The sequence below is a fragment of the Tritonibacter aquimaris genome (assembly GCF_009617595.1).
GTDB lineage: Bacteria > Pseudomonadota > Alphaproteobacteria > Rhodobacterales > Rhodobacteraceae > Epibacterium > Epibacterium aquimaris.
In genome coordinates, this window is sequence record NZ_WIXK01000015.1 from 1 (window position 1) to 22,221 (window position 22,221).

14 protein-coding genes are annotated in these 22,221 nt (G+C 54.6%); 4 read left to right on the forward strand and 10 right to left on the reverse strand.

What is annotated here, in order from left to right; translation table 11 throughout:
- From GG681_RS17165 to GG681_RS17180, 4 genes are all read right to left on the reverse strand, one after another.
- Positions 1-701 (reverse strand): LamB/YcsF family protein (locus tag GG681_RS17165; protein ID WP_153549269.1); only part of this gene is annotated, 701 nt, incomplete at its 3' end.
- Entirely contained in the window at positions 698-1,735 is a 1,038-nt protein-coding gene (locus tag GG681_RS17170; RefSeq protein WP_153549270.1) for a 5-oxoprolinase subunit C family protein, read from the reverse strand. The genes GG681_RS17165 and GG681_RS17170, both read right to left, overlap by 4 nt.
- Positions 1,732-2,490, reverse strand: a complete 759-nt coding sequence (locus tag GG681_RS17175; RefSeq protein ID WP_153549296.1) for a 5-oxoprolinase subunit B family protein — start codon at positions 2,488-2,490, stop codon at positions 1,732-1,734. Before GG681_RS17175 ends, GG681_RS17170 begins: the two co-directional genes overlap by 4 nt.
- A gap of 186 nt (positions 2,491-2,676) precedes the next feature.
- Complete coding sequence (locus GG681_RS17180) at positions 2,677-4,092, reverse strand: methyl-accepting chemotaxis protein (protein WP_328593437.1); 1,416 nt, start codon at positions 4,090-4,092, stop codon at positions 2,677-2,679.
- Positions 4,093-4,386: 294 nt separating this feature from the next.
- Between GG681_RS17180 and GG681_RS17185 the strand changes: the two genes are divergently transcribed.
- Entirely contained in the window at positions 4,387-5,703 is a 1,317-nt protein-coding gene (locus GG681_RS17185; RefSeq protein WP_194287220.1) for an AcvB/VirJ family lysyl-phosphatidylglycerol hydrolase, read from the forward strand.
- A gap of 93 nt (positions 5,704-5,796) precedes the next feature.
- Here GG681_RS17185 and GG681_RS17190 read toward each other — a convergent pair whose 3' ends face one another.
- The 5 genes from GG681_RS17190 to GG681_RS17210 form a co-directional block, all read right to left on the reverse strand.
- Entirely contained in the window at positions 5,797-11,013 is a 5,217-nt protein-coding gene (locus GG681_RS17190; protein ID WP_153549272.1) for an Ig-like domain-containing protein, read from the reverse strand.
- Between the two features lie 507 nt (positions 11,014-11,520).
- The gene (locus GG681_RS17195; RefSeq protein ID WP_153549273.1) at positions 11,521-12,879 is read right to left on the reverse strand and encodes an HlyD family type I secretion periplasmic adaptor subunit; all 1,359 of its coding nucleotides are present in this window, start codon (positions 12,877-12,879) and stop codon (positions 11,521-11,523) included.
- Positions 12,880-12,891: 12 nt separating this feature from the next.
- On the reverse strand, positions 12,892-14,934 hold the full coding sequence (locus GG681_RS17200) for a type I secretion system permease/ATPase (RefSeq protein WP_328593438.1): 2,043 nt from the start codon (positions 14,932-14,934) through the stop codon (positions 12,892-12,894).
- A 21-nt stretch (positions 14,935-14,955) separates the two neighbouring features.
- On the reverse strand, positions 14,956-17,004 hold the full coding sequence (locus GG681_RS17205) for a hypothetical protein (RefSeq protein WP_153549274.1): 2,049 nt from the start codon (positions 17,002-17,004) through the stop codon (positions 14,956-14,958).
- Positions 17,005-17,117: 113 nt separating this feature from the next.
- Entirely contained in the window at positions 17,118-18,881 is a 1,764-nt protein-coding gene (locus tag GG681_RS17210) for a hypothetical protein (protein ID WP_153549275.1), read from the reverse strand.
- Positions 18,882-19,561: 680 nt separating this feature from the next.
- Between GG681_RS17210 and GG681_RS17990 the strand changes: the two genes are divergently transcribed.
- Complete coding sequence (locus tag GG681_RS17990) at positions 19,562-20,308, forward strand: response regulator transcription factor (protein WP_153549276.1); 747 nt, start codon at positions 19,562-19,564, stop codon at positions 20,306-20,308.
- Positions 20,305-20,835, forward strand: a complete 531-nt coding sequence (locus tag GG681_RS17220; RefSeq protein ID WP_235900056.1) for a hypothetical protein — start codon at positions 20,305-20,307, stop codon at positions 20,833-20,835. Before GG681_RS17990 ends, GG681_RS17220 begins: the two co-directional genes overlap by 4 nt.
- A 33-nt stretch (positions 20,836-20,868) precedes the next feature.
- Here the strand turns inward: GG681_RS17220 and GG681_RS17225 are convergent, their stop codons facing one another.
- Entirely contained in the window at positions 20,869-21,342 is a 474-nt protein-coding gene (locus GG681_RS17225; protein WP_153549277.1) for a nuclear transport factor 2 family protein, read from the reverse strand.
- Between the two features lie 231 nt (positions 21,343-21,573).
- On the opposite strand from GG681_RS17225, the gene GG681_RS17230 reads away from it, so the two are divergent.
- Positions 21,574-22,146: a TetR/AcrR family transcriptional regulator gene (locus GG681_RS17230; RefSeq protein ID WP_153549278.1), complete on the forward strand. Its 573-nt coding sequence runs from the start codon at positions 21,574-21,576 to the stop codon at positions 22,144-22,146.
- The last annotated feature ends 75 nt before the right edge of the window (positions 22,147-22,221 follow it).

A 22,221-nucleotide genomic window follows, 5' to 3' on the forward strand; every position in this document is an offset into this window, starting at 1 on the left:
AGATCAACCGCCGCCGGGGTGTCCCCATGCAAACAGATCGTATCAATCGCCGCAGGGATCCGTTGGCCGCTGCTTGCAATGATCGCATCTGCTGTGAGCATCTCAATGATCCTTGGGCCGATCAGAGCTGCATCATGTATTACCGCCCCCGCCTCACCACGTGGCACCAAAGTGGCATCATCGCGGTAGGCCCGATCGGCAAAGATCTCACCGGCCCAAAGGCAGCCAAGATCGCGCACCACCTCTTCCATGGCGGTGGCAGCCAGAACCATAATGATAAGATCCGGATCAAGCTCCAGCGCAGCTTCATAGCAGATGCGCGCCATATGCGGATCCGCACTGGCCATATTGGACAGCGCCCCATGTAGTTTCAGGTGGCGTACCTCACCCCCCTGCGCCCGAGCCATGCCCTGAGCGGCCGCCAACTGATAGCGGATCATATTGGCCAGAGTTTTATCAGAAAGCTGCATTTTGCGTCGGCCAAACCCCTGCAGATCCGGAAAACCCGGATGGGCACCAATGCCGACCTGGGCAGAGCGCGCCAGCTGCATTGTATCAGCCATCACATCCGGATCCCCCGCGTGAAAGCCACAGGCGATATTGGCGCTACTGATGATCTGGAGCAATTGTTGATCTTCCCCCATGCTCCAGGCGCCAAAGCCTTCTCCCATGTCGGCATTCAAATCAACAACGCGGCTCATCCGTTCTCTCCTGCGGTCTGAAAGGGATTTTCACTTGCAGAGACCATGCCACCGATCAATTGATATGACAGCAGGTCCTGCATTTGGGCGGGATCGCGTACCAATGGCTGCACCCGCCCCGGCAAGGCCGCAAGATCCTTTTGCGCCCGTGCTTCGATTTCCAGCGCCTCGGCCAGGGTGATCCAGCTGAACTGAAACTCTGCGCCCAGATCGGCCTGCGCCAATACAGCCAGATCGCAGGGCAACACCGTGCCAATACGGGGATAGCCTCCGGTGGTCTGACATTCGCGCATCAAAACAAAGGGGCGGCCATCGCCAGTCATCTGGACATCGCCGGGCACAATGACTTCTGAAAGGATGCTCAGCTGATTACACGCCTGAAAGCCTGCGCCCTCTGAGCAGAGCTCTACCCCCATGCGATTGGCACGATTGCCGCGGCGAAACCAGGTCTGGGCAAAACGTGCCCGGACTTCGGGCGCGAATAATCTGGATTGAAAGCTCTCGACAATGCGCAAAGCCCCCCCCGAAAACCGTGGTGACACCCGCAGCAGCTTTGCCGCATCACCCGCACGGGCATCTTCCCCCGCCTGAAGCACATCTCCGGCTACAAGCGCTCGACCGATCCCCGCGGCAAGATGGGTGGCACGCGCGCCCAACTGCACCGGCGAAGCAACGCCGCCACCAAGGTGCAGATAACCGTATACCCCCGAGGTCGCCGCACGGATCTGCAGACGCTGGCCCGTTTCCAGATGGTGCGATGCATTCCAGGTCAGCGCCCGCCCGTCCACTTCTGCATGCATTGGTGCACCGGTCAGAGCGATGCGCAGTTCTGCCTGCGCTTCAAATGTGCCGCCAATCCCAACCATTTCGATCGCGGCGAGGCTTGGGTCCTGCCCCAGAAGTGCGGCCCCTTCCGCCAAAGCAAGCTGATCAGCCGCGCCTCCTTGCGCGACACCCTGCTCCTGCAAGCCGGGTCGGCCCCGATCCTGGAGCGACATGCCCGGACCCGCTTGGAGGATTTTCAACGCGCTCATGAAACGATCCCCTCAGCCGAAGCACCGCCCAGATGCGGGTCACGGGACATGAGCTGTGAAAGCTCAGCCGGGTTCACCGCTGGAAACTGCAATTCATCGCCAGGGCGCAACAGAAAAGCCGGGTCATCATCTGGGCGAAACAACGTGATCCCGGTTTGGCCGATATGACGCCAACCTGTGGGCGAAGGATTGGCAAACAGCACCATCTGCGCAACCGATAAAACCAAGGCGCCGCGCGGCACTTGGGCCGTTAAGGCCTCTTGGCGCGGGATGTTCCATTTCTGATCCAGCGGACCAAGATAGGGCTGCCCCGGTGCAAAGCCAATGGTCAGCACCCGCACCCGCGTCTGCGATAGCTCTTCGATTGCGGCGGCTTCTGACAGGCCTGCAAGATCAGCAACCTCGGCCAGTTGCGGGGCAAGATCAGTACCATAAACGGTTGGCACCCGCCAAAGTCGACGCCCTTCGGGCAGCGCAGCAGTCGACCAATCCTGACTGATCAACAGATCCTGTAGCAATGCCCGCAACCGGTCATGCCCAAGCCCATCAGGATCAAACCGCACATAAACAGAGGTCAACGTGCTCGACACTTCCAACACACCGGGCCAATTCTGCTGCTTCACTGCGCCACATAAGGCAAGCGCTGCGCGATTGCTGGCCTCGCTCAGCTCTGCCGCAAAGGTTACGATCATGCCCGTCAAACCAACGGTATCAATGCTTGGATAGACCTGCTCCACGTAACCTTCCCGCTCCATGTCTCTCTTGCGCAAACATTGCGGTCCGCTGGCCGAAGGTCAACGCTAGACTGAAGAATGTAAGGCTGAACGCAGGATCTGAACACTGGCCTGGCTAAAATATAAAAGGGGATGATCTAAGATCACCCCCCAAGCTGTACGATATTTTGAAGTCATTCGCCCAACAGGGCGTTGCGGCAAGCGCGTTTAGAAATCATCCCAGCCAACAGCGGTGTCAAAGTCCCCATGCGCAGTGGGCGCAGGTGCGGGCTCGGGCGCAGCGGCCACAGCTGGTTGCTGGAAGCTGGTAACCTGTGCGCCACCTTTGCCAGTGAACATGGCAACCTGCTGCCCCAGACGGGCGGCATCATTATTGAGCGTCTGCGCCGCAGCGGTGCTTTCCTGAACCATGGCGGCGTTTTGTTGGGTCACTTTGTCGAGCTCGGTCATACCCGAGTTGACTTCATTCAGCGTTGTTGCCTGCTCTTCCGCACCCTGGGCGATATTGCTCACATGGGTGGAGATAGCGCTGACGCTTTCGATAATCTGGTGCAACGCGGTTCCCGCCTGCCCCACAAGATCCACGCCATTTGAAACCTGACGATTACTGTCGCTGATGAGCTTTTTGATTTCGCCCGCCGCATCAGAGGACCGCTGCGCCAGCGCACGAACTTCGGAGGCCACAACCGCAAACCCACGGCCAGCTTCACCGGCGCGCGCCGCTTCGACGCCCGCGTTCAACGCCAAAAGATTGGTCTGGAACGCGATGTCATCAATGACAGAGATAATATTGGCGATCTTGTCGGAAGACTGCTCAATCTCTGACATGGCAGAGATCGCATTGGTAACAATCTCACCACTTTCGGTTGCCTTCTGCTGTTCGGTACGCACGATGTCTTCCACCTGGCGCGCGCCTTCTGCCGACGAACGCACAGTTGCGGTGAGCTCTTCAATCGCAGCAGCGGTTTCTTCCAGCGTGGCCGCCTGGCTTTCGGTGCGATGCGCAAGATCACCAGAAGACTGGCTGATTTCGTTTGAAGTGCGCTGCACCGCCTCAGAGACCGTGGATACGGTGCCCATGGTCTGCTGCAGCTGCTCAACAGAGTCGTTGAACGCTTTGCCAAGATCCGCAACATCGCGGATGTGCGACGCCTCGATCCGGTGATCGAGATTGCCTTCGGACAGAGCTTTCAACCCTTCTGAAATGGTTGCAAGCCCTTCTTTGCGATCCGTAATGTCGCTGGCAATTTTTGCCACCCGCTCAACCTTACCATCACCATCAAAGATCGGCGCATAGGTTGCCTGAATCCAGATCACGCTGCCATCCTTGCGCACGCGTGGGAACTGATCGGTGAAATCTTTGCCAGCCGCAAGATCGGCCCAGAACGTGCGGTACTGGTCGGATGTTGCAAAGGCTTTATACACGAACATGGAGTGGTGCTGACCCCGGATTTCCTCCAGCGTATAGCCCAGCGCATCCAGAAAATTCTGATTGGCCTCCAAGATGGTCCCATCAGGCCGAAACTGAATCGTTGCCTGAGTTCTATCAATCATTGCGAGAATGGCTTTGTTGGTTTCATCCAACGTCGCATTTTCGGTGTTCTTCTTCGATTTAAAAAACACGCCACTACTCCGTTCAAAAATGTTGCACAGCTTTGCAATTGGATAAATCAGATTCCCTCGCAAACCGTTAAATCGCGCCTCTCCACTTAGAAAAACTGCCCGACACAACAGCCACGGCGCACCGTAAAACAACCGCAATTATCTGATATTTAACAGAATAAATGAAAACCGCTTAAGCATTTAGAAACAGGGCGCACGCCTCATTCACGCTTCGTCAGGAATGCTCAGATAGCTGTAGTGGCGGCGAAATCCAGAAAAGGATGCAGAATCATGGCGGCACATAGAACAAGTGTGATGAAAACAATTGCGTTTCTTGGCGCGGCGGGCGCATTCGCAATGGGTGCCTGGTTTAGCCGCCCCTCAGCAGATCATCCGCCGCTGGCCGTCATTGCACCCCAAGGCAAAGACGCGCGCTCCACCGCGCTCTTTATTGTAGGCGCTGAAGGGTGGCAGCCCGAGTACGCAGCGCGCGCTGCGCGACTGGCGGAAATGCACACCCTTGTTATTGGCATCGATGGTCCTGCGGTTTTTTCCCAAAGCGAAGACTGTAGCGGGTTTGCCGAGGCGCTGCTTCTGACCGCAAAACACGTACAAGCAGATGTTGGCGCATTTGCCCGCGCACCCGTCCTTACAGGTCATGGGGATGGCAGTCGCTATGCGGTAAACGCGGCCTGGGCCTTGCCAGATCGGTTCAAAGGGCTGGTAACCCATGCAAGCCCCACGGCCCTGCCCGACTGCGAAGGTATGACTGCAACCTCAGGTGCCCTGCCCCCAAAGGCGCCGCTGCGCTGGCTGGATATTGTTGAAACAGATGCAGCTTCTGCGGTGAAAGATCTTGCTGGTGTCACCGTGGTTGAGCCCAAAGATCCCCAACGCTCTCCATTTTATCAAAGCTATCTGCGACTTGCGGGCACCGATTCAGCCTTTGACCTTGATACCGCGTCTGCTTCCGCTGATCTCGCGGATCTGCCTTTGACGCTGCATCAGGACCCAAATGCCACCAACACTGAAACCTATGCAATCTTTCTGTCTGGCGATGGTGGCTGGGCCAATTTCGACGAAGAAATTTCAGATCGGCTTGCGGCTCAGGGCATCCCTGTGGTGGGGATTTCGAGCCTGAAATACATGTGGCGCGCCAAAACACCCGCGCAGATTGCTGCTGATCTCAGCCGGATCGATGCCCATTACCGTGAACATTTCAAAGCCAAGCGGGTCGCGCTGATCGGATTTTCCCTGGGTGCCAACACATTACCCTTCGCGGTGGCCGAGCTACCGGACCGGTTTCGCAATCAAATTGCAGGCGTTGGGTTGATTGCCCCAGAAGAGCACACCGGGTTTGAAATTGTTATCGGGGGCTGGCTTGGGCAGAAAACCGGCGCAATAGAGGTTGCCCCGGCAATCGATACATTGGCGCAGCAACTACCGCCCAATCGTATTCTGTGTATTCGCGGCCAAAAAGAAACCGTCAGCGCCTGTCCGATTGTGGCAAACAATAGTGTACAGCATGTCAGCTTCGCGGGCGGCCATCATATGGGGAAAGACCATGCGGGGGTGACACAGGCGCTGATCGAGCAGCTGAAACTCATCACCGAACAACACGCAGCCCGTTGATGATTATGTTGGTCCAGCGCCACCATTAGCAGCGCACCAAGAACTGAAAAAGGGGCCGTGGTCCGGCCCCTTTCAGATTGCATCACTGATACTTTAGATAAACAGGATACTGTTGTTAGCTTCGAGTTCCGCCAGAGTAAGCGCAGTTTCATTGGTAAAGCGCGCCACATCAACGAACTCACCATTGCCGGCCGCACTGACCGCAAGCGTCTGGTTGCCATCAGCATCGACACCAAGCGACACAAAATCAGCAATCGAGCTCAGATCCGCATCAAAGCCAATCAGCAATTCGCCGATGTCCAATGTGTCACCTTCCTCAACCGAGAAGTCACGCAAGCGATCAACCCCGTCGAAGCTGTCGAAGACAAACGTGTCTGCACCAGATCCGCCAAAAATATTGTCGCTACCGGCGCCACCAACAAGCAGGTCATCACCACCACCACCGGTGATAAAATCGCTACCGCCTGCTCCATAGTAGGTATCCGCACCGCTGGAACCAAAGATGGAGTCATAGAACTCAGTCCCGATGACAGCCTCAAAGTTCACGGCAAAGTTGGCAAGGTTCAGCACAAAGTCCAAGTTCTGCCCGTCGAAGTTCTTCCCAGTCGCCAAGACTGCTTCGCCATCGACCTCAGCCTCATAACGCGCAGTATAGGACCGGTAGACCGATGTAGATGAGGTTTCGACGTAGCCGGCATCTTCCAGATCGCGGAACTGATCGCCACCGGAGATGACACCAAATGCACGCCCGCGGCCATTGTAAGCCGTGAGCTGAAAGATGTCGTTATCCCCAAGACCACCATCCAGGATTTCCCCTGCAACACTGCTTTCTGAAACGATATTGTCGCGGTGGTGAACATCGATGGATATTGCGGCCTCTGTCACCAATGCCTGATCTGCCACCGCAACCGTTAGATCAAATTCTGTGATCCCTTTGGTTTTGTCAGGCTCCAGTTCAGCTGTAGTGGTGATTTCACCGGTCTGCGCATCAATCGCAAAGAGGCCAGCTTCATTGCCATCAACAATACTATAGCGCAGCGCGTCACCATCCAGGTCAAAGGCATCCACTTGATGAACGACATCACCTGCCTGTACGTCCGCGTTGAACACATTCAGATGCTCGCTTTCAACGATTGGCGCGTCCGCTTGATTGTGCACAGTGACCGTAGCGGTCGCGGTGCTGCGATCCACACCATCTGACACCACATAGGTGAAACTGTCTTCACCAACAAAGTTGACAGCAGGGATGTAGGTTACGCTGCCATCCGCTTCTAGGCGCACGATACCGTGCTCTGCCTCGCCGACTTCTGCTACAACCAAAGTGCCACCATCCGCATCGTGATCGTTGAGAAGAAGCGTGGTGAAGGTGGTACGCTCATCTTCATTGGCTTCGAGCACATCATCCACCGCAAGTGGACCTTCATTTGGTGCATCGGCCGATTTGACCAGCTCTTCAATGGAGAAGAACTCACCGCTCTGGAACTCAGCATACTCAATATTGAGCACCCGATCAGTGCCTTCGGCGTGGCGGAAGATCACTGCATCACCATCGCGATAGATGTCATATTCACCACGCGATCCGGCCAGCAGTACAGTATCTGCCCCTTCGCCACCATTGATACCATCATTGCCGACGCCCGCGACGATATAGTCATCGCCTTCGCCACCAGAGAGGTAGTCTTCCTGGTTGGTGCCGATCAGAAGGTCATCACCATCAGTGCCCGTTTCCGTCACACCTTGCTGGAAATGTTCACCGCCGCGATCTTCCCACCAGGCCGCCTCATTGGCGTTTTGCTCCCAGAGGAATTCTGCCCGCGGGCTGGTATCGTTCAGGTCCGACAAGAAGCTGAAGAATCCAAATTTTGAAGGCTCACCCACGCTGCCGTGGTTGGTGAAGGCCCCGGTGCCAACTTCGCGCCAGACGTCCCAGATGCTCTGGAACAGCTCCCGCATGTAGTCACTGCGGTAAAATTCAACAAAGAAATCCTGCAGCTCATTGATGGTCTCTGTGGGCAAGCCGGTGTTGTCGGAATGGAGAATATGCGCGCCGCCTTCATAATCTGTCAGGCCAATACCATAACGATCAACGATCTCTTTTTGCGCTTCTAGATATTCGGCAACCTTAGGCACCGACAGGGTATATTGCGGATCATTCAACCGCTCGAACAAGAAGGCCTGTGCATCCACATCGGGATCTTCGATCGCTGCAATCAAATCCGCGCGATAGTCTTCATCCGTGAGGCTGGCACCGCCAAAATAGGTGGTGACTGCGATGGAATCAAAGACCTCTGCCGGGGGGACAAATGTTTCTGGCTCATTGAGCTGCCAAGCTTCTGCACGCAGGAAGGCATTGGTGATCGTAGTAGAGGCTGTCTGGGTGCCAAAGGTGTGGTGAATTGCCGGTCTTTCGCCATCTTCGACCTGATCAAAGATTTCATTGAACTGCAACGCCACCCCGGTTGCCTTTTTGGCAATATAGGCAAAGCGTCCAACATTATCGTCCGGCGCCAGATCCCAAGCTTCGATCGCCTCACGACGCAGATCATGGGTGTCGTGATAGCCGTAGTTCCAAAGCTCATTGCCGAACTCAACGGTCACTTTCAGATTTGGGTCGAGATTGTCGCGAATATAGGTCGCGTAATATTCCACCACCTCTGCACTAGCCTTGGTCGGGATATTGAACCACAGGTCAGTGCCCGCCTCATTGGACAGCTGTACCAGAACCTCAATTGGAGCGCCATATTCTGTCACCCAGTTTGCATCATCAAATGAGGGCAGATCATCCAATGTCTCAATCGGGGACTCAATCGTGCGCTGCCAGGCCATGGTGCGGAACTCGCGGAAATCCTGCAGCACCTCCAAGGCTTCGGGGTTGAACACCGCGCCGGCATCATAAATGTCGACATACTCTTCTTTGACGATGCTGATATTGCGGATGTGATCCCCCGAACCTTCAGGATCGGTTGAATCGATGCGCACCTCGAAGGTTCCAGAGGTATGTTCAAACACGATCTCGCCATCGGACTGGCTGATAATATTGGCGTCATTCAACAGGCGGAGTTCGCCCTCACCTTCATATCGCAGCACATAAGTGCCTTCGCGCCCTACGGTTTCCGAGAAGACAAACCCAATACCATAGGAATCTTCGGGAATAGATGTGGGCCAGCCGTGATCATCCAGATACCCTTGGTCTTCCAGATCTTTATGGCCGTAGGTGCCAAATTCCGGGCTACCCTCATCGTCATAGCCATGCGCTTTGACCGGGCGGCTGAACTTCATAATGTCAAGGAAGGGCAGCTGGGAATCCCAATCGTGCGCGCCAGTCAAACCGATTGAGCCAGAGCCATCGGAGACACCAAGCGCGCGGTCGGTGCTTGCGATCAACTCATCTGCTTCGGGGCGGCCTTCATCCACATCCGCAACTTCAATCGTGACACCGGTGACAACAGCTGCATCGCCATCAGACACGCGCACTTCCAGATTGTGGCTCGTGGCGGTTTCAAAATCGAGCTCGGCTTCATCGGCCAGGCGAACTTCGCCGGTTGAGCTGTCGATTTCAAACAGCCCATCTTCGTTGCCGGAAACGATCTCATAGCTGAGCGCATCCCCTTCCAGATCCTGTGCCACGATCTGGGCGACGCTGGAGCCGGATGCAGCGCTTTCGAGAATGGTAGGCGCTGTGACATCAACAACAACCGGCGCATCATTCACCTGCTGCACTGCTACTGCGACCGTGGCGCTAGAGGTCTGGCCTGCGCTGTCACGTACTGTGTAGGTGAACTGATCATTGCCCGCAAAATCGGCCGCCGGGCGATAGGTCACGGTGCCATCATCATTGAGCGTGACACTGCCATTGCCTGCGGCGTCAACAGCGGTGATGGTCAGGCTGTCGCCTGTGTCATTGCCAAGCAGATCCAACACAACCGCGCCATCTTCCAAAACAGAACCCGCGTCATCCGCAGCGGCGATCTCTGGCAAAGGTGTCGGTTCGGGGTCAGGTGTTGGGACTGGATCCGGGGTTGGTTCTGGATCAATCACCCGCGCCAGATCTTCCAGCGCCACAATGGAGCCATCTGAGAACCGCGCATTTTCAACACCTTTGACCGTACTCACGTCACCGCTTGCGGTGACAATGGTGTATTCGCCGCTGCCATCATGGGTGATCTGAAAATCTTCTGGCGCGCCGCGCAGCCACAGCTGATCTACGCCTTCGCCGCCATCGATGGTGTTGTTGCCTCGGGTCAGCACAATGCGGTCATTGCCCGCGCCCGCGTCGATCAGATCATCACCCGCGCGGCTGTCGATCCAATCATTGCCATCACCCGCGTTGAACGCATCCGCAGATCGGCTGCCAAAGAATGCATCATCATGGCGGCTGCCGGTGATTTCTTCGACATCGCGCACCACATGCCCAAGCTTAAGCGCAGTTTCCAGCGCGGTATCTGACAAGGGTTCATCTGATCCCTGAGCAACATTGTTGTTGATCACAGAATAGCGCGCACGTACGTCTTCGCCGTTAAAATCAGCTGTGGCGCCGTTTTCATAGACGGAATAGGCGCTAGTCTCGCGATCAAGGTCAAGCTCGCGGCCCAATGCGCCGAAACGGCCGATAGATTCGATCACCAACCCGCTGCGTTCACCCGCAAAGCTGACCTCATCTGCACCTGTGCCGCCATCAACCAAAACACCTGCGCCACCGCGCACGTAGAAACTGTCATCACCGCTTTCGCCATACAGCGATTTATCACCACCCAGCGAGCGGAAGTAGTCATTGCCAGCACCGCCAAAGACCTCAGCGTCTTCGTCGTAGCCAAAGTAGCGATCATCACCTGCGGTGGCAGTGATCGAATTGGTGTTCAGTGCCACGCTTGCCAGTTGCAGTGTTGTTTCCAGCGCGGTTGCAGACAGAAGCACAGTGGAGACGGCGCTGGCCGTATTGTTTTGCAGCGAGAAATGGTTCGCTGTGATTGTCTCACCGTTGATTTCTGCAGTGGCGCCACGTGCGTTGATGACAAAGGCTGGTGTCTGCTGATCGACACCCAGCTCACGACCCAGGCTGCTCCAGCGGCTGACCGAGCCAATGTCCACGCCTGTATCATCAGATCCGAAATCAATTGAAATGGCTCCACCATCCGCATCAAGAACCGCACCAGAGGTGTTCAGTTCCACAGGACGGTCTTCATCTTCGTGGCTAGACGTTTTTGCGTCTGCTTGGGCTTCAACGGTGGCTTCCGGCAATACGGTTGCTGCGTCGAGGCTCAAAAATTCAGAGCTCAAATCGGATACAACTTTTGAAATAATAGCATCCAAGGCTTCTCTCCTTGATTAAATTGCAAAATTGGAATTGCAAAATTAGTAATTCCTACCCTTGCTTAGACATGCGATTTTTCATGCACCAATCACGTTTTTGTTATTCAGCAAATGGAATATTTAATTGATCAAAATTCACATCTTCGAAACCTAGATGATAATTCAATTTTGACAAAATCAGTAAAATCACCGCCGTTAATAGTCTTAAATATCATGCAGTTAAGAGGATCACCGATGTCGAAAATTTAATTCAACCGCGTTTATTAGAGCGAAGGTGTGTTGAAATTAAGGCAGATTTTAGCAGTATTGATGAAGCAAAAATTTACACATCAAGCGATCAAATAGTCTGTTTCTAAAATCGCCACAATTTCGCAAAAGCAATAACTACAACTCGACTGCAGCAGAGGCAGCCGATGAGACAAAATAAGGCAAACAAAATAAAAGATGACGCCCGACAATCGATTCCCTGCTCGATTCCCGGGCGCCTATTGTAGATCCAAGCTTTGATTAGTCTTCGCGGAAGGCCCGCGACATGGAGTCCACGATGGGCTTGGTCAGATATTGAAAGAACGTGCGCTCCTGCGTTGTAATAAGAATTTCCGCAGGCATCCCCGGTGTTGGCACAAAGCCCGGTACGCTCGACAGGCTTTCGGGGCTGAGATTGATGCGCGCCACATAGACCTCGGGGTTTTGCACATCGCTGGCGTTATGGATGGAGTCGGCAGAGACGTAGAATATCTCTCCGTCCAGCACCGGTGTGGTGCGCTGGTTCAATGCCACCAAGCGGATAAACGCCTTTTGCCCCAGTTGCACGCTGTCGATCTCAGTGCGGGGCACTAGGGTTTCAATGATGAGCGGCGCATCAAGCGGCAGGATCTCTGCAATTTCTTTGCCGCCTTTGATCACCCCGCCAGAGGTATGGTAGTGCATCCGCAGCACGGTGCCGGAAACTGGGGCCACAATTTCGGTACGACGCAACACATCTTCGGCCTGCAGGATCTGTTCATTGATACTGTCGAGCTCAGCCTGCGCGGCGTGCAATTCATCCAGCGCGGTCTGATTATAGGCATGGCGGGTCTGCAGCGCCTGCTTGCGGTATTTGCCAATCATCGCTTCGCTTTCGCCAATTTCGGCGGTGAGGCGTGAAATCTGACCGCGCGCATCCACCAGTGCCCGCTGCAATGCGTTGATCTCAGTGCGGCGGGTCAGCCCACTTTTGAACAGGGATTCCTTGGCCGCGTGATCATCTTCCAGCAGGCTGATCTGCTGCTCTAGCGCGCCACGCTGCTCTTCATACCCCCAGATCCGCAGTTTTTGCGCCGAGATATTGGCATCAATCAGCGCCAGCTCATTGTTCATCTTCTCTCGGGTCAGCTCAAAGCTGAGTTTCTGACTGTTCATGATCTGGGCAAGGTTGAAATCCTGATCCGCCTGCGCCACCAAAGCATTGGAAAACTGCATCACGGGTAAGTTTTCATATTCCGCCGTCAGCCGTGCAACCATTGCATTCAGGCGAGAGCGGCGCAGGTTCAGTTCAGCCAGATCGGTTTCCGCAGCGGTGCGATCAAGCGCCACCAACGTATCCCCGGCGTGAACAATATCCCCTTCGCCGACCTTGATTTCACTGATGATACCGCCTTCGAGATGCTGGACGATTTTATTGCGCCCGGTGGCGACAAAACTGCCTTGCGACACAACCGCAGCTGCTAGAGGTGCCGTTGTGGCCCAATAGCCAAATCCCCCCAGTGCGCCCGTCATCAGCACCAGACCAAAGATGCCAATACGCCAGACTTGCCGTGGTAATTCGGAAAACCATTCCTGCGGTTTTTCGGCTTCGGGTTCATGTTCAAGCGATACAAATGTCATTTTAAATCCAATTCAGCTTTGACCATCAGGGCGGTTGAGATTGGGTTTTTGCCGTTGTGGCGGTGTCTGTGGCGGTGGGGTTTGGCCCGGCGGCACGGCGCCGCCATTGCGACGCTGCTCCAGCGCCTGCAGCACTTTCTGACGGTGACCAAACATCGCGATATTGCCATCCGCCATCAGCATGATCTTGTCGACCACGCTCAACAGGGACGGTTTCTGGGTGATCACCACCACTGTCATCCCGTGATTTTTGGCGTGTTGCATCGCCCGTGCCAGCGCCGCATCGCCAGCGGTATCGAGATTGGAATTGGGCTCATCCAACACCACCAAACGAGGCTCACCAAAGAAGGCGCGCGCCAGGGCGATGCGTTGTTTTTGCCCACCAGACAAAGGTGTGCCATCCGCGGCGACCATCGTTTCATAGCCCTGCGGGAAGCTTGCGATCATTTCATGCACATCGGCGAGCACGGCGGCCTTATGGATTTGCTCGTCGCTGACATCGGTGCGCATACGGGCGATGTTTTGTTTGATGGTGCCGGGGAACAGCTGCACGTCCTGCGGCAGATAGCCGATATTGGTGCCAAGCTGGCGCTGATCCCAATTGCGCAGATCCATCAGATCAAAACGCACCGAGCCCGATGTAGGCAGAACGGACCCCACCAGCATCTTACCCAGCGTGGTTTTACCGGCACCCGAATTGCCGATCACCGCAAGGGATTCACCCGGTGCCAGCGCAAAGCTGAGACCATTCAGCACAACCCGTTTGGTGCCCGCTGGCACAAACAGCAGACGCTCTACATCAAGCCGCCCTTCGGGGTTGGGCAAGATCAGCCGTTCAGTATTGAGCGGTGAGCCTTTCAGAAGATGGGAAATGCGCCCGTAGGCGGCCCGCGCCAGCAGGAACTGGTTCCAGCCTTCAATGGCACCTTCCACCGGGGCAAGCGCGCGACCGGCAATGATCGAGGCTGCAATCACCATACCACCGGTGATATGGCCCTGAATGGCCAGATAGGCCCCCCAGCCCAACATGCCAATTTGGGTTAGCAGTCGTACAGCACGCGACAGCGCGGCGGTGATGATATTGCGGTCCTGCGCCTTGACTTGCGCCTTGAGCGAGCGCGCGGTGTCCTGGCCCCAGATGTTTACCGCCTCAGGAATCATCGCCAGCGCATTAATAATCTGGCTGTTGCGCGACATGGAATCCAGATGCAGGTTGGCCCGGCTTTGGTGTTGGTTGGCCTGTGCAAACCCGCGTGAGGTGATCCGCTGGTTTACCATAGCAATAACAAAAAGGATCATCGCGGTGATCACCACGATGGTGCCCAGATGCGGGTGCACCAGATAGATCGCCAGAATGAAAAACGGTGCAAAGGGCACATCCAAAAAGGCAAGCAGCGTGGCTGAAACCAAAAACCCCCGCAGCTGCTGCAAATCGCCCAGGGTCTGATATTCACGTCCATTACTGTTGAGCGAGGCCCGCGCCGCCGCCGACAGAATTGGCGCGCCAAGTTGCGCTGCCACCTCCACGGCGGTTCGCATCAGGATGAAACGACGCACCGCGTCCAATATGGCCTGCAACAGCACCGCACCAATAATCACGGCCGTGAGCATCACCAATGTGTCCATAGAACGGCTGGTCAGCACCCGATCCGAGATCTGAAACAGGTAGACCGGGATTGCGAGGATCAGAAAGTTGGTTGCGCAGGTGAAAATTGCCACCAAGATGAGGTTCTGGCGAATGGCCTTGAGCCCGCGGTCCAGCCCATCCGCAAACCCACCCGAGCGAACCCGTTTGTGAAAGCGGTTGCCGCCGTTGCCACCACCTCCGGCGTTGCTGGGGGTTGGCGGCGGGGTGATTTTACGCGGTACTGCCTGGGCGCGCCCAGCGCTGCCCATGGCCGGGTTTGCAGCGTCAGAAATACGACCATCCGCTTTGTCATCAATGCGTTGGTCGGGTGAAAGTTTTAATCTGTCCCTTGTGCTGTTGTGTGAAGACTTGTTGTTTTCCGGCCCGGCATTTGCACCTGTAGCCTCTTGACTGTGATAGTCTTTCACCTGTGCGCTCCTTAAAATAATTTAGGCAAGTACAGATTGCATAATGTCCACTGACGTCTCTTCAGCGGGGGCAGCCGCAATCAGGCTGTCTTCACCATCCTCTTCTGGGCCCAACAAACCATCGGCCAGGAACAGGAAGGCTTCGCCGGTCAACAGATCAGTATCTGCCGCCAGCAGGGGATCTTCTTCGGAAATAAAATCGGCTTGATAGAGGAAGGTTTCGGTATAGGCCCCTTCTGCGGTGTAGATGGTGGAATCGATGCCCGCATCCACCACTGAGGCCATATTGATCAGCTCATTCTCACCGGTAGTGACCGAGACATCTGCGCCATCCTGGTGTTGTACGGTTTCGGAGGCCCAGGCCACCTGATCCGCATCGCCAAGCACATTGATCTGCTCCATCACCTGCACATCAATCACATCACCAGAGATGTACAGAACCCGCAGGATTTCACTGTGCTCAAAGGCCGTGTCATCGCGCGCAGAACCAATATCCGTGTCGCCATCCATCACCCGATCAGCGGCGGTCTGGAAGGTGTCATTCATTGCAACATTCTGGTCGACCCCAACATCCTGCAGGCTGGCCCAGTTGAACAGAAGGTTGTTCGAAGACTCAATCTCACCACCAAAGCCCGCACCATGGTGCAAATAGTCACTGTCGAGCATCACATTGGTCTGGGAGACAAAGGTCATGTCGATCATGTTTCCACCCACAACAATCAAGTCGTAGTGGAAGCCCAGCCCCAGGAAAGAATAGCCATTGGCCAGAGTATTGCCGCCGGATTCAATCATGGTCTCATTGGCATCAAACCGAACGCTGACAACATCACTGTCCATCGCGAAGTTGAACTGTTTGACGTAATTGTAGTTGATCACATTGCCGTCGATTTTGGAGATGGCCACAAACTGTGGCCCTGATCCACCTTCGGCCTCTTGTTCCGGAGTGAGTGGCTTTGGATTAGCGAGGGATTGGAATTGAACCGCGTTGAAGCTTTCGGTTGATCCCGCGGCGCTGGCGGTCTGGGTGCCATTGATCATATCAACATCGTTCCAGACATTGACCTGGCTCACCACTTTGGCGTCCATCACATAGCCTTGTACCGCAATCACCGATGCATCAAGCCAATCGCTGGCAATATAGCTATCGTTCAACAGGACATTGCCGCCAGTCGACAGATCATGTGGTGCGCCCTCATCGTCGTCTGTGGGAGGATCTTCACTGGTAATCTCTTCGCCTGTGGCTTCTTGCGGGCCATTGCTTTCGGGCAGGTCAGCGGGTGTTTCAATCGGGCCTGTCGCTTCGGTCTCGCTCTCTTCCACCTCTTCTGGCGGGGCAAAGACCAAGCTTACATCTTGCAGCTCCAACATCTCATCTGCATCAGCGCCATTCACCGTCAGCGACAGCGCCCCTTCGCCCACGGCCAGATGGATTTCCGCCGGACCGTCAGACGGACCGATCAGCGTAAAATCAGCGATTTCATCCAGCACCGCTGTGACGCTTTCAACAATGGCTGTTTCATCTTCAGGCATGTCTGGCGTGGTAAGCGGCTGCAGGTCTTGGGCGAACTTCGCCATGTCCTGCACTACCGCTTCAAAGCTTTGTGGCGCATAAAATGCCACATCGGCATCGTAATTGATCAGCCGATCATAGTCCTGCAGCCAGTTGTTCTGAACGGTTATTGTTGCGACAGAGGATGGCAAAGGAACAAAGAAAATAGGGTCACCACCGCCAACCGCATCTGGGCTCCACAGCGGGGGATTGAAATACCACCCCAAAGCAAATCCCTGATCCACTGGCAGAACTTCAACCGGTGCAGGGGGCAGAGTTAAAACAAACGGCGGATTGGGGCTGAGCGCGGGAGGAATACGCCAGGACACTTCCGGCACATAGTCCTGCAAACCATATTCGCTTGAAACATTGATCGTAACGTTGAAAAGAGGACCAAGGTCAGGGTTTGCATGAAGATGGGCCTGAAGCTCTTGGTATTTGATCTTCATCCGGGCCGCTTCGAGGTTGAGCTCGAAAATTCCGATAAAATGGGCAATGATCTCTGACTTGTCGTCAAGCATGAGCAGAACTCCGTAAAATCTTGGACCCCACCGGTCCGAACTGCTCGGTTGTTTTTTTGTTGGCAACGCGCGCGGACCAGCCGCGCGCGCCGCAGTATTTTAGATTGAGCTACTTAGCCCAGATCATCATCACCGATCAGGGTGGAGCTGTAGCCACCGCCCACAACGGTCATGTCAACGGTATTGCCCAGAACGTTTGCACCTTGAACGATGCTCTGGTTAAAGGCTGCGTTGTCGAGCGCTGCATCAGCAGAAGCTGCGGAAGATCCGGTCACGAACCCGTCGTCACCATTGTTGGACCCCCAGTAACCACCGGACTGACCGCCCTGGCCACCGGTGCCAGATGCCCAGCCGCCTGCGCCGCCGATACCACCTTGTGCCAGTGCGTCACCGCCACCAACAACTGCACCGCCAGCTACGCCGCCATATGCACCTGCGTCGCCGCCGTCACCGCCTGCACCGCCGTCACCAGCGATTGCTTTGGAAAGACCGTTGCCTTCACCAGCACCAAAGCCTTTACCACCAGCGTAGCCGCCATCGGATGTGCCCGATGCACCACCCGCGCCGCCAGCACCACCGGCACCACCGTCACCAGCATCGCCGCTGTCACCGCTGTCGCCCGAGGACCCTTTGCCGTAGCCATTTGCATTGCCGCTGTCCGCGTCTCCCAGACCAAAGCCTTTACCCGCAGGCAGGAAGCCAAGTCCGCCGCCGAGACCTGCGCCAATTGCGCCTGCGTCGCCGCTGTCACCTTTGCCAAAGCCAGCTGCATGGCCAGTGTCACCAGTGGAACCGGTGCCACCACCGCCACCGCCGCCACCGCCGCCGCCGCCGGAACCAGCATCACCGGAGTCACCCCCGTTGGCACCAACACCAACACCAACACCGAGGCCACCAAGACCTACGCCAACGGATGTTGCGTCGCCGCCATCTCCGCCATCGTCGCCTTCGCTCTCACCACCTTCGTTGCCTTCGTGTTTTCCACCAAAGCCAAGCGCTGAACCACCATCTGCATAGGCTTTACCACCATCTGCACCGTTGGCTTTTGCATAACCTGCTCCGCCACCATCGGATTCATTGTCGATGCCATCATCAGAAGAAGCATAGCCACCTTTGGCGATCTGATAAGCTTTGTAATAGCCATCATTGGAGACTTCCGCGGACTCGGACACATCGTTGTCCTGCAGCGCGTTGTTCATGTTGTTGACGGTGCCGGTGTCATTGCCCTGACCGTTCAACGAATTGTTCATGACCTTGTTGAAATCGGTGTTGCCGCCGATATCAGTGTTCATGTCGCCATTGGCCATAGTGATGTCACCGATTTCAGCGTCTTCGCCGAGATCAAAGTCAGCAAAGTCATCATCGGTTGGTTCCCAGTCAGAAATGTCGATGTCGATGTCTACATCGATATCGCTGGTATTTGTGACTGTGGTCTCAGAGATGTTCTTGCTTGCAGCAAACGCCAGAGAACCCGCATGTGAGCCAGAATGTGAGCTGGAGTCAGCATCCGAATTTGCATGACCTGCCCCTGCGCCAAGACCAACGCCCGCGCCGAGACCAACACCAGCACCTGCGCCATGACCTGAACTGTCAGACGCTGAGCTTGAGTTATTGTCGGTGGTGTTGGAATTGTGGTTACCATTCAGGTTTCCGTTACCATTCAGGTTACCATTTCCATTACCATTCAGGTTGCCGTTGCCATTCAGGTTACCATTACCGTTCAGGTTCAGGTTTTCACTGTTCTGACCTTGATGCTGTCCCTGGCCTTGACCCTGACCTTGGCCCTGACCCTGGTGTTGCCCTTGGCCTTGGCCTTGCAATTGGCCTTGAAGTTGGCCCTGAAGGCCGAATAGATGGTTATGTCTGTTTCCTGACATTTTCGGTTCTCCCAATCGGGTTCGAACGACCACCAGTATATCCAACGTGGTCATTGCCGAACGCATTTAAATTGTTAATGAACATTTTCGTCTCAGGTGAAATTACTCAAAACGGATTTCACTCTGAGTGCCTGGTGAATCGTATTTACACCTCCTTCTTTTTCGCAATCTGACCAAGAGTATCCGACAAGAATCTCGCTTCGTCAGATTTAAAACTTACTTGCGCGGCTGGGCTGCAAGCCTCATCAGGTTCACGAAAAACAGCAGTAGAGGTAAGCTAGCGATTGGATTTACACTCAATAGATATGAGGAATTCCAATTACTTCACGCTTCAAATCAACCACTTACCCAAATTCAATTTAATGGGTTAACAGTTTAAAATCACGCAAATAGGGATATAAATATTTCAAGTTTGAACCGACTCGATAAAATTGTTATAACCTATGGATAAGAATTCCATCCAGATCACCTAACCTTTCGGTTAGTTGACGATATTTCGGATAGCATAATAACGTGACTAGACCGAATTGCAGAAGCTGGAATTACGAGGCACAGCAATTCACACAGGCTTCCTTTGAGCGAGGAAAAGAGCGCTTAAACTGTTAAGGGGAATGGAATAAGCAGCTTATTACCATCTCGATATCTTCGAGAACTTTATCGTGTGTGTGTGGGAGTTAATAATGCCAAATATTACGAGTATGGAACCATTGGCATCAGGGGCGCATAACCATATTGAAAACGAGGGGGAAACAGCAATATTCATTGGACCAAAGAAAAGTTTTTCGAAAACAGTTTTGAGGAATGTCGAATTAGAAATTGATGAAATCGATCCGGTCCGAGTCGATAATATCACTACCTTCAATGCTGTAAATCTTCCCGATTCGGGATCACCCTGTTTGATCGTTGTAGACGCCTCTCTCCTGGAGGAAGAGAGAGATAAGTTTCAGCGTTTGCTGGAACAGCGCGACATGCTGGGCACAAGTCTTGAGCCCCCGGGCATCGTATTGGCCTATATGCACGACAGCTGCGTACAGAAAGTATTTGCCAGCTTTAAAAACATAGACGGGCTGCAAGGCGTTCTGCCTATGAATCAAAGTATCGATATCTGGCTTGCGGTCATGCGACTGTTGCTGAGCGGAGGCACGTATTTCCCAGCCGATGTCATTCAGCTCAACGGGGCTGACAGCTGCAAAACCGATGTTGCCTGCGAAGCAGAAACGCCCGATCCCGTAGCCGCGACATTGACGCAGCGGGAAATCGCGGTGATGGAATACGTTCGCAAAGGTCTGCAGAACAAGCAGATCGCAGAGAAGCTCAAAGTCTCAGAGCACACCATCAAGCTGCATATTCACCATGTCATCACCAAATTGAAGGTGAGCAACAGAACCGCAGCTGCGATGAAATTCGTTCAAGGTATGCAGCATTGAGCGAACAACCCCCTTCGCCACAGAACGCGCGCGGGGATCCACACGATGTGCAACTGGATGAAATTCTGTTGCGCGTCGGGCGTCTCAACTACACTTGGACCAATACGGAAAGCCTGTTGATCCATCTGATCGCTGGTCTAGCAGTGGTTGAGAAAGACGTAGCAGTGGTGATTTTTCTGACCTTGAACACCACCCGTGCCCGGGTTGATTTGGTGGAACGTCTGTCAAAATTGCCGCAAGTCGATACTGCATTGCGGGACGCGATCCTTGATCTGACGTCCCGGCTCGTGCGGCAGTCAAAACTGCGCAACAAATACAATCACTGCATCTATTCCTTTGAACCAGACGCGGGGAAAATTCACACAATCATGATGCGGATCCAGGACCGGCGCAAAGATATCAAGCTGGGAAAAATGGAAACCATCACCTCGGATGAGGCCGATGCAATAGACAGCTGCATTGCCAATCTGGAGCGGCTCAATACCGACATCTGGAGCCTGGTTCACGCGCAGGGGTTCCCGCGCTAATGCAACCGGCCCCTTCCGGGGCCGGTGCGTATTTTAAAGGCCGAGCTCTTCCAGGCCGGGGTGATCTTCCGGGCGTGGGCCCGCGCCCCAAAGGAATTTGCGTTCATCTTCGCGGATCGCCAGATCGTTGATTTGCGCAATTCGACGGCGCATGCGGCCATCTTCAGCAAATTCCCAGTTTTCATTGCCAAAGGAGCGGTACCACTGGCCGCTGTCGTCGCGCCATTCATAGGCAAAACGCACAGCAATGCGATTGTCTGCAAAGGTCCAAAGGTCTTTGATCAGGCGATACTCGATCTCGCGCGTCCATTTGCGAGTCAAAAGAGCATGAATCTCTTCGTGTCCGTTCACATATTCTGAGCGATTTCGCCACTGGCTGTCGTTGGTATAGGCCAAGGTTACGCGATCAGGATCGCGCGTATTCCAGGCATCTTCCGCCGCACGGACTTTTTTTAGGGCAGTTTCCCGATTGAATGGGGGCAGAGGGGGGCGTGGAGCATCGGTCATACGCTGTTTCCTTGTATCAATCTGGCGGTGAGTGGGGCGCCAGAATCGTATTGTGTGGTCTTGTGGTCTGTGTAATGTTCAGATGGTGTACTGATCGGTTAATGTTCGCAAGTAAAATAAACGGCATCTCATTGTATTCTCCGCTACAGTCTGAAAAATGTGAGAAATTGACCAAGTTGTAGCCAAGCCCCTCCCGCTGTATGGAGGGCGTAAGCCAGACGAGGAGTAAGAATGAGCCGCAACAAACGCGATGAACTTGTACAAAAGTCGCTTTGGCTGTTTTACCGCAATGGTTTCCATGCCACCGGGATGGATCTGGTTGCGAAGGAGACAGGCGTCTCTAAAACCTCTATCTACAAGCATTTCCGCACCAAAGAAGAGCTGATCCTCGCAGCGCTGCAACTGCGTGATGAGAACTTTCGCGGCTGGCTCTTTGGTCGCATGGGTGAGCTGTCCTCCACTCCCAAAGGCCAGCTGTTGGCGATCTTTGATGCGATGGAAGAGTGGTTTTTGCAGGACGGGTTTCAGGGCTGCATGTTCATCAAAGCCAGCGCGGAATATCAGGCTCAGGACCATGCGATCAACCAACAGTCGCTTGATCACAAAAAGCTGCTCGCGGAACATTTCGAAATTCTGGCCCGGGATGCTGGTGCAGCGGACCCATTGGAGCTCGCGAAACACCTGCTGATATTGAAAGAGGGCGCAATTGTTCTGGCAGCGATGTCACACACGCCTAATGCAGCGCGGGACGCAAAAACGGTGGCAGAGATGCTGATTGCCAAAGCCATACCTTCTGATGGCTAAGACTGGCTGGCTTTGAAACGCCCGATTGCCCTTGGCCCGCAGCCTCACACTCGCGTAAACCTATGATCAGAACGA

Bases quoted from the DNA above. Each gene is read 5' to 3' on its own strand.
- GG681_RS17170 (WP_153549270.1), bottom strand. From the start codon at position 1,735: ATGAGCGCGTTGAAAATCCTCCAAGCGGGTCCGGGCATGTCGCTCCAG.
- GG681_RS17205 (WP_153549274.1), bottom strand. From the start codon at position 17,004: ATGCTTGACGACAAGTCAGAGATCATTGCCCATTTTATCGGAATTTTC.
- GG681_RS17225 (WP_153549277.1), bottom strand. From the start codon at position 21,342: ATGACCGATGCTCCACGCCCCCCTCTGCCCCCATTCAATCGGGAAACT.
- GG681_RS17230 (WP_153549278.1), top strand. From the start codon at position 21,574: ATGAGCCGCAACAAACGCGATGAACTTGTACAAAAGTCGCTTTGGCTG.
- GG681_RS17185 (WP_194287220.1), top strand. From the start codon at position 4,387: ATGAAAACAATTGCGTTTCTTGGCGCGGCGGGCGCATTCGCAATGGGT.
- GG681_RS17210 (WP_153549275.1), bottom strand. From the start codon at position 18,881: ATGTCAGGAAACAGACATAACCATCTATTCGGCCTTCAGGGCCAACTT.
- GG681_RS17195 (WP_153549273.1), bottom strand. From the start codon at position 12,879: ATGACATTTGTATCGCTTGAACATGAACCCGAAGCCGAAAAACCGCAG.
- GG681_RS17990 (WP_153549276.1), top strand. From the start codon at position 19,562: ATGCCAAATATTACGAGTATGGAACCATTGGCATCAGGGGCGCATAAC.
- GG681_RS17175 (WP_153549296.1), bottom strand. From the start codon at position 2,490: ATGGAGCGGGAAGGTTACGTGGAGCAGGTCTATCCAAGCATTGATACC.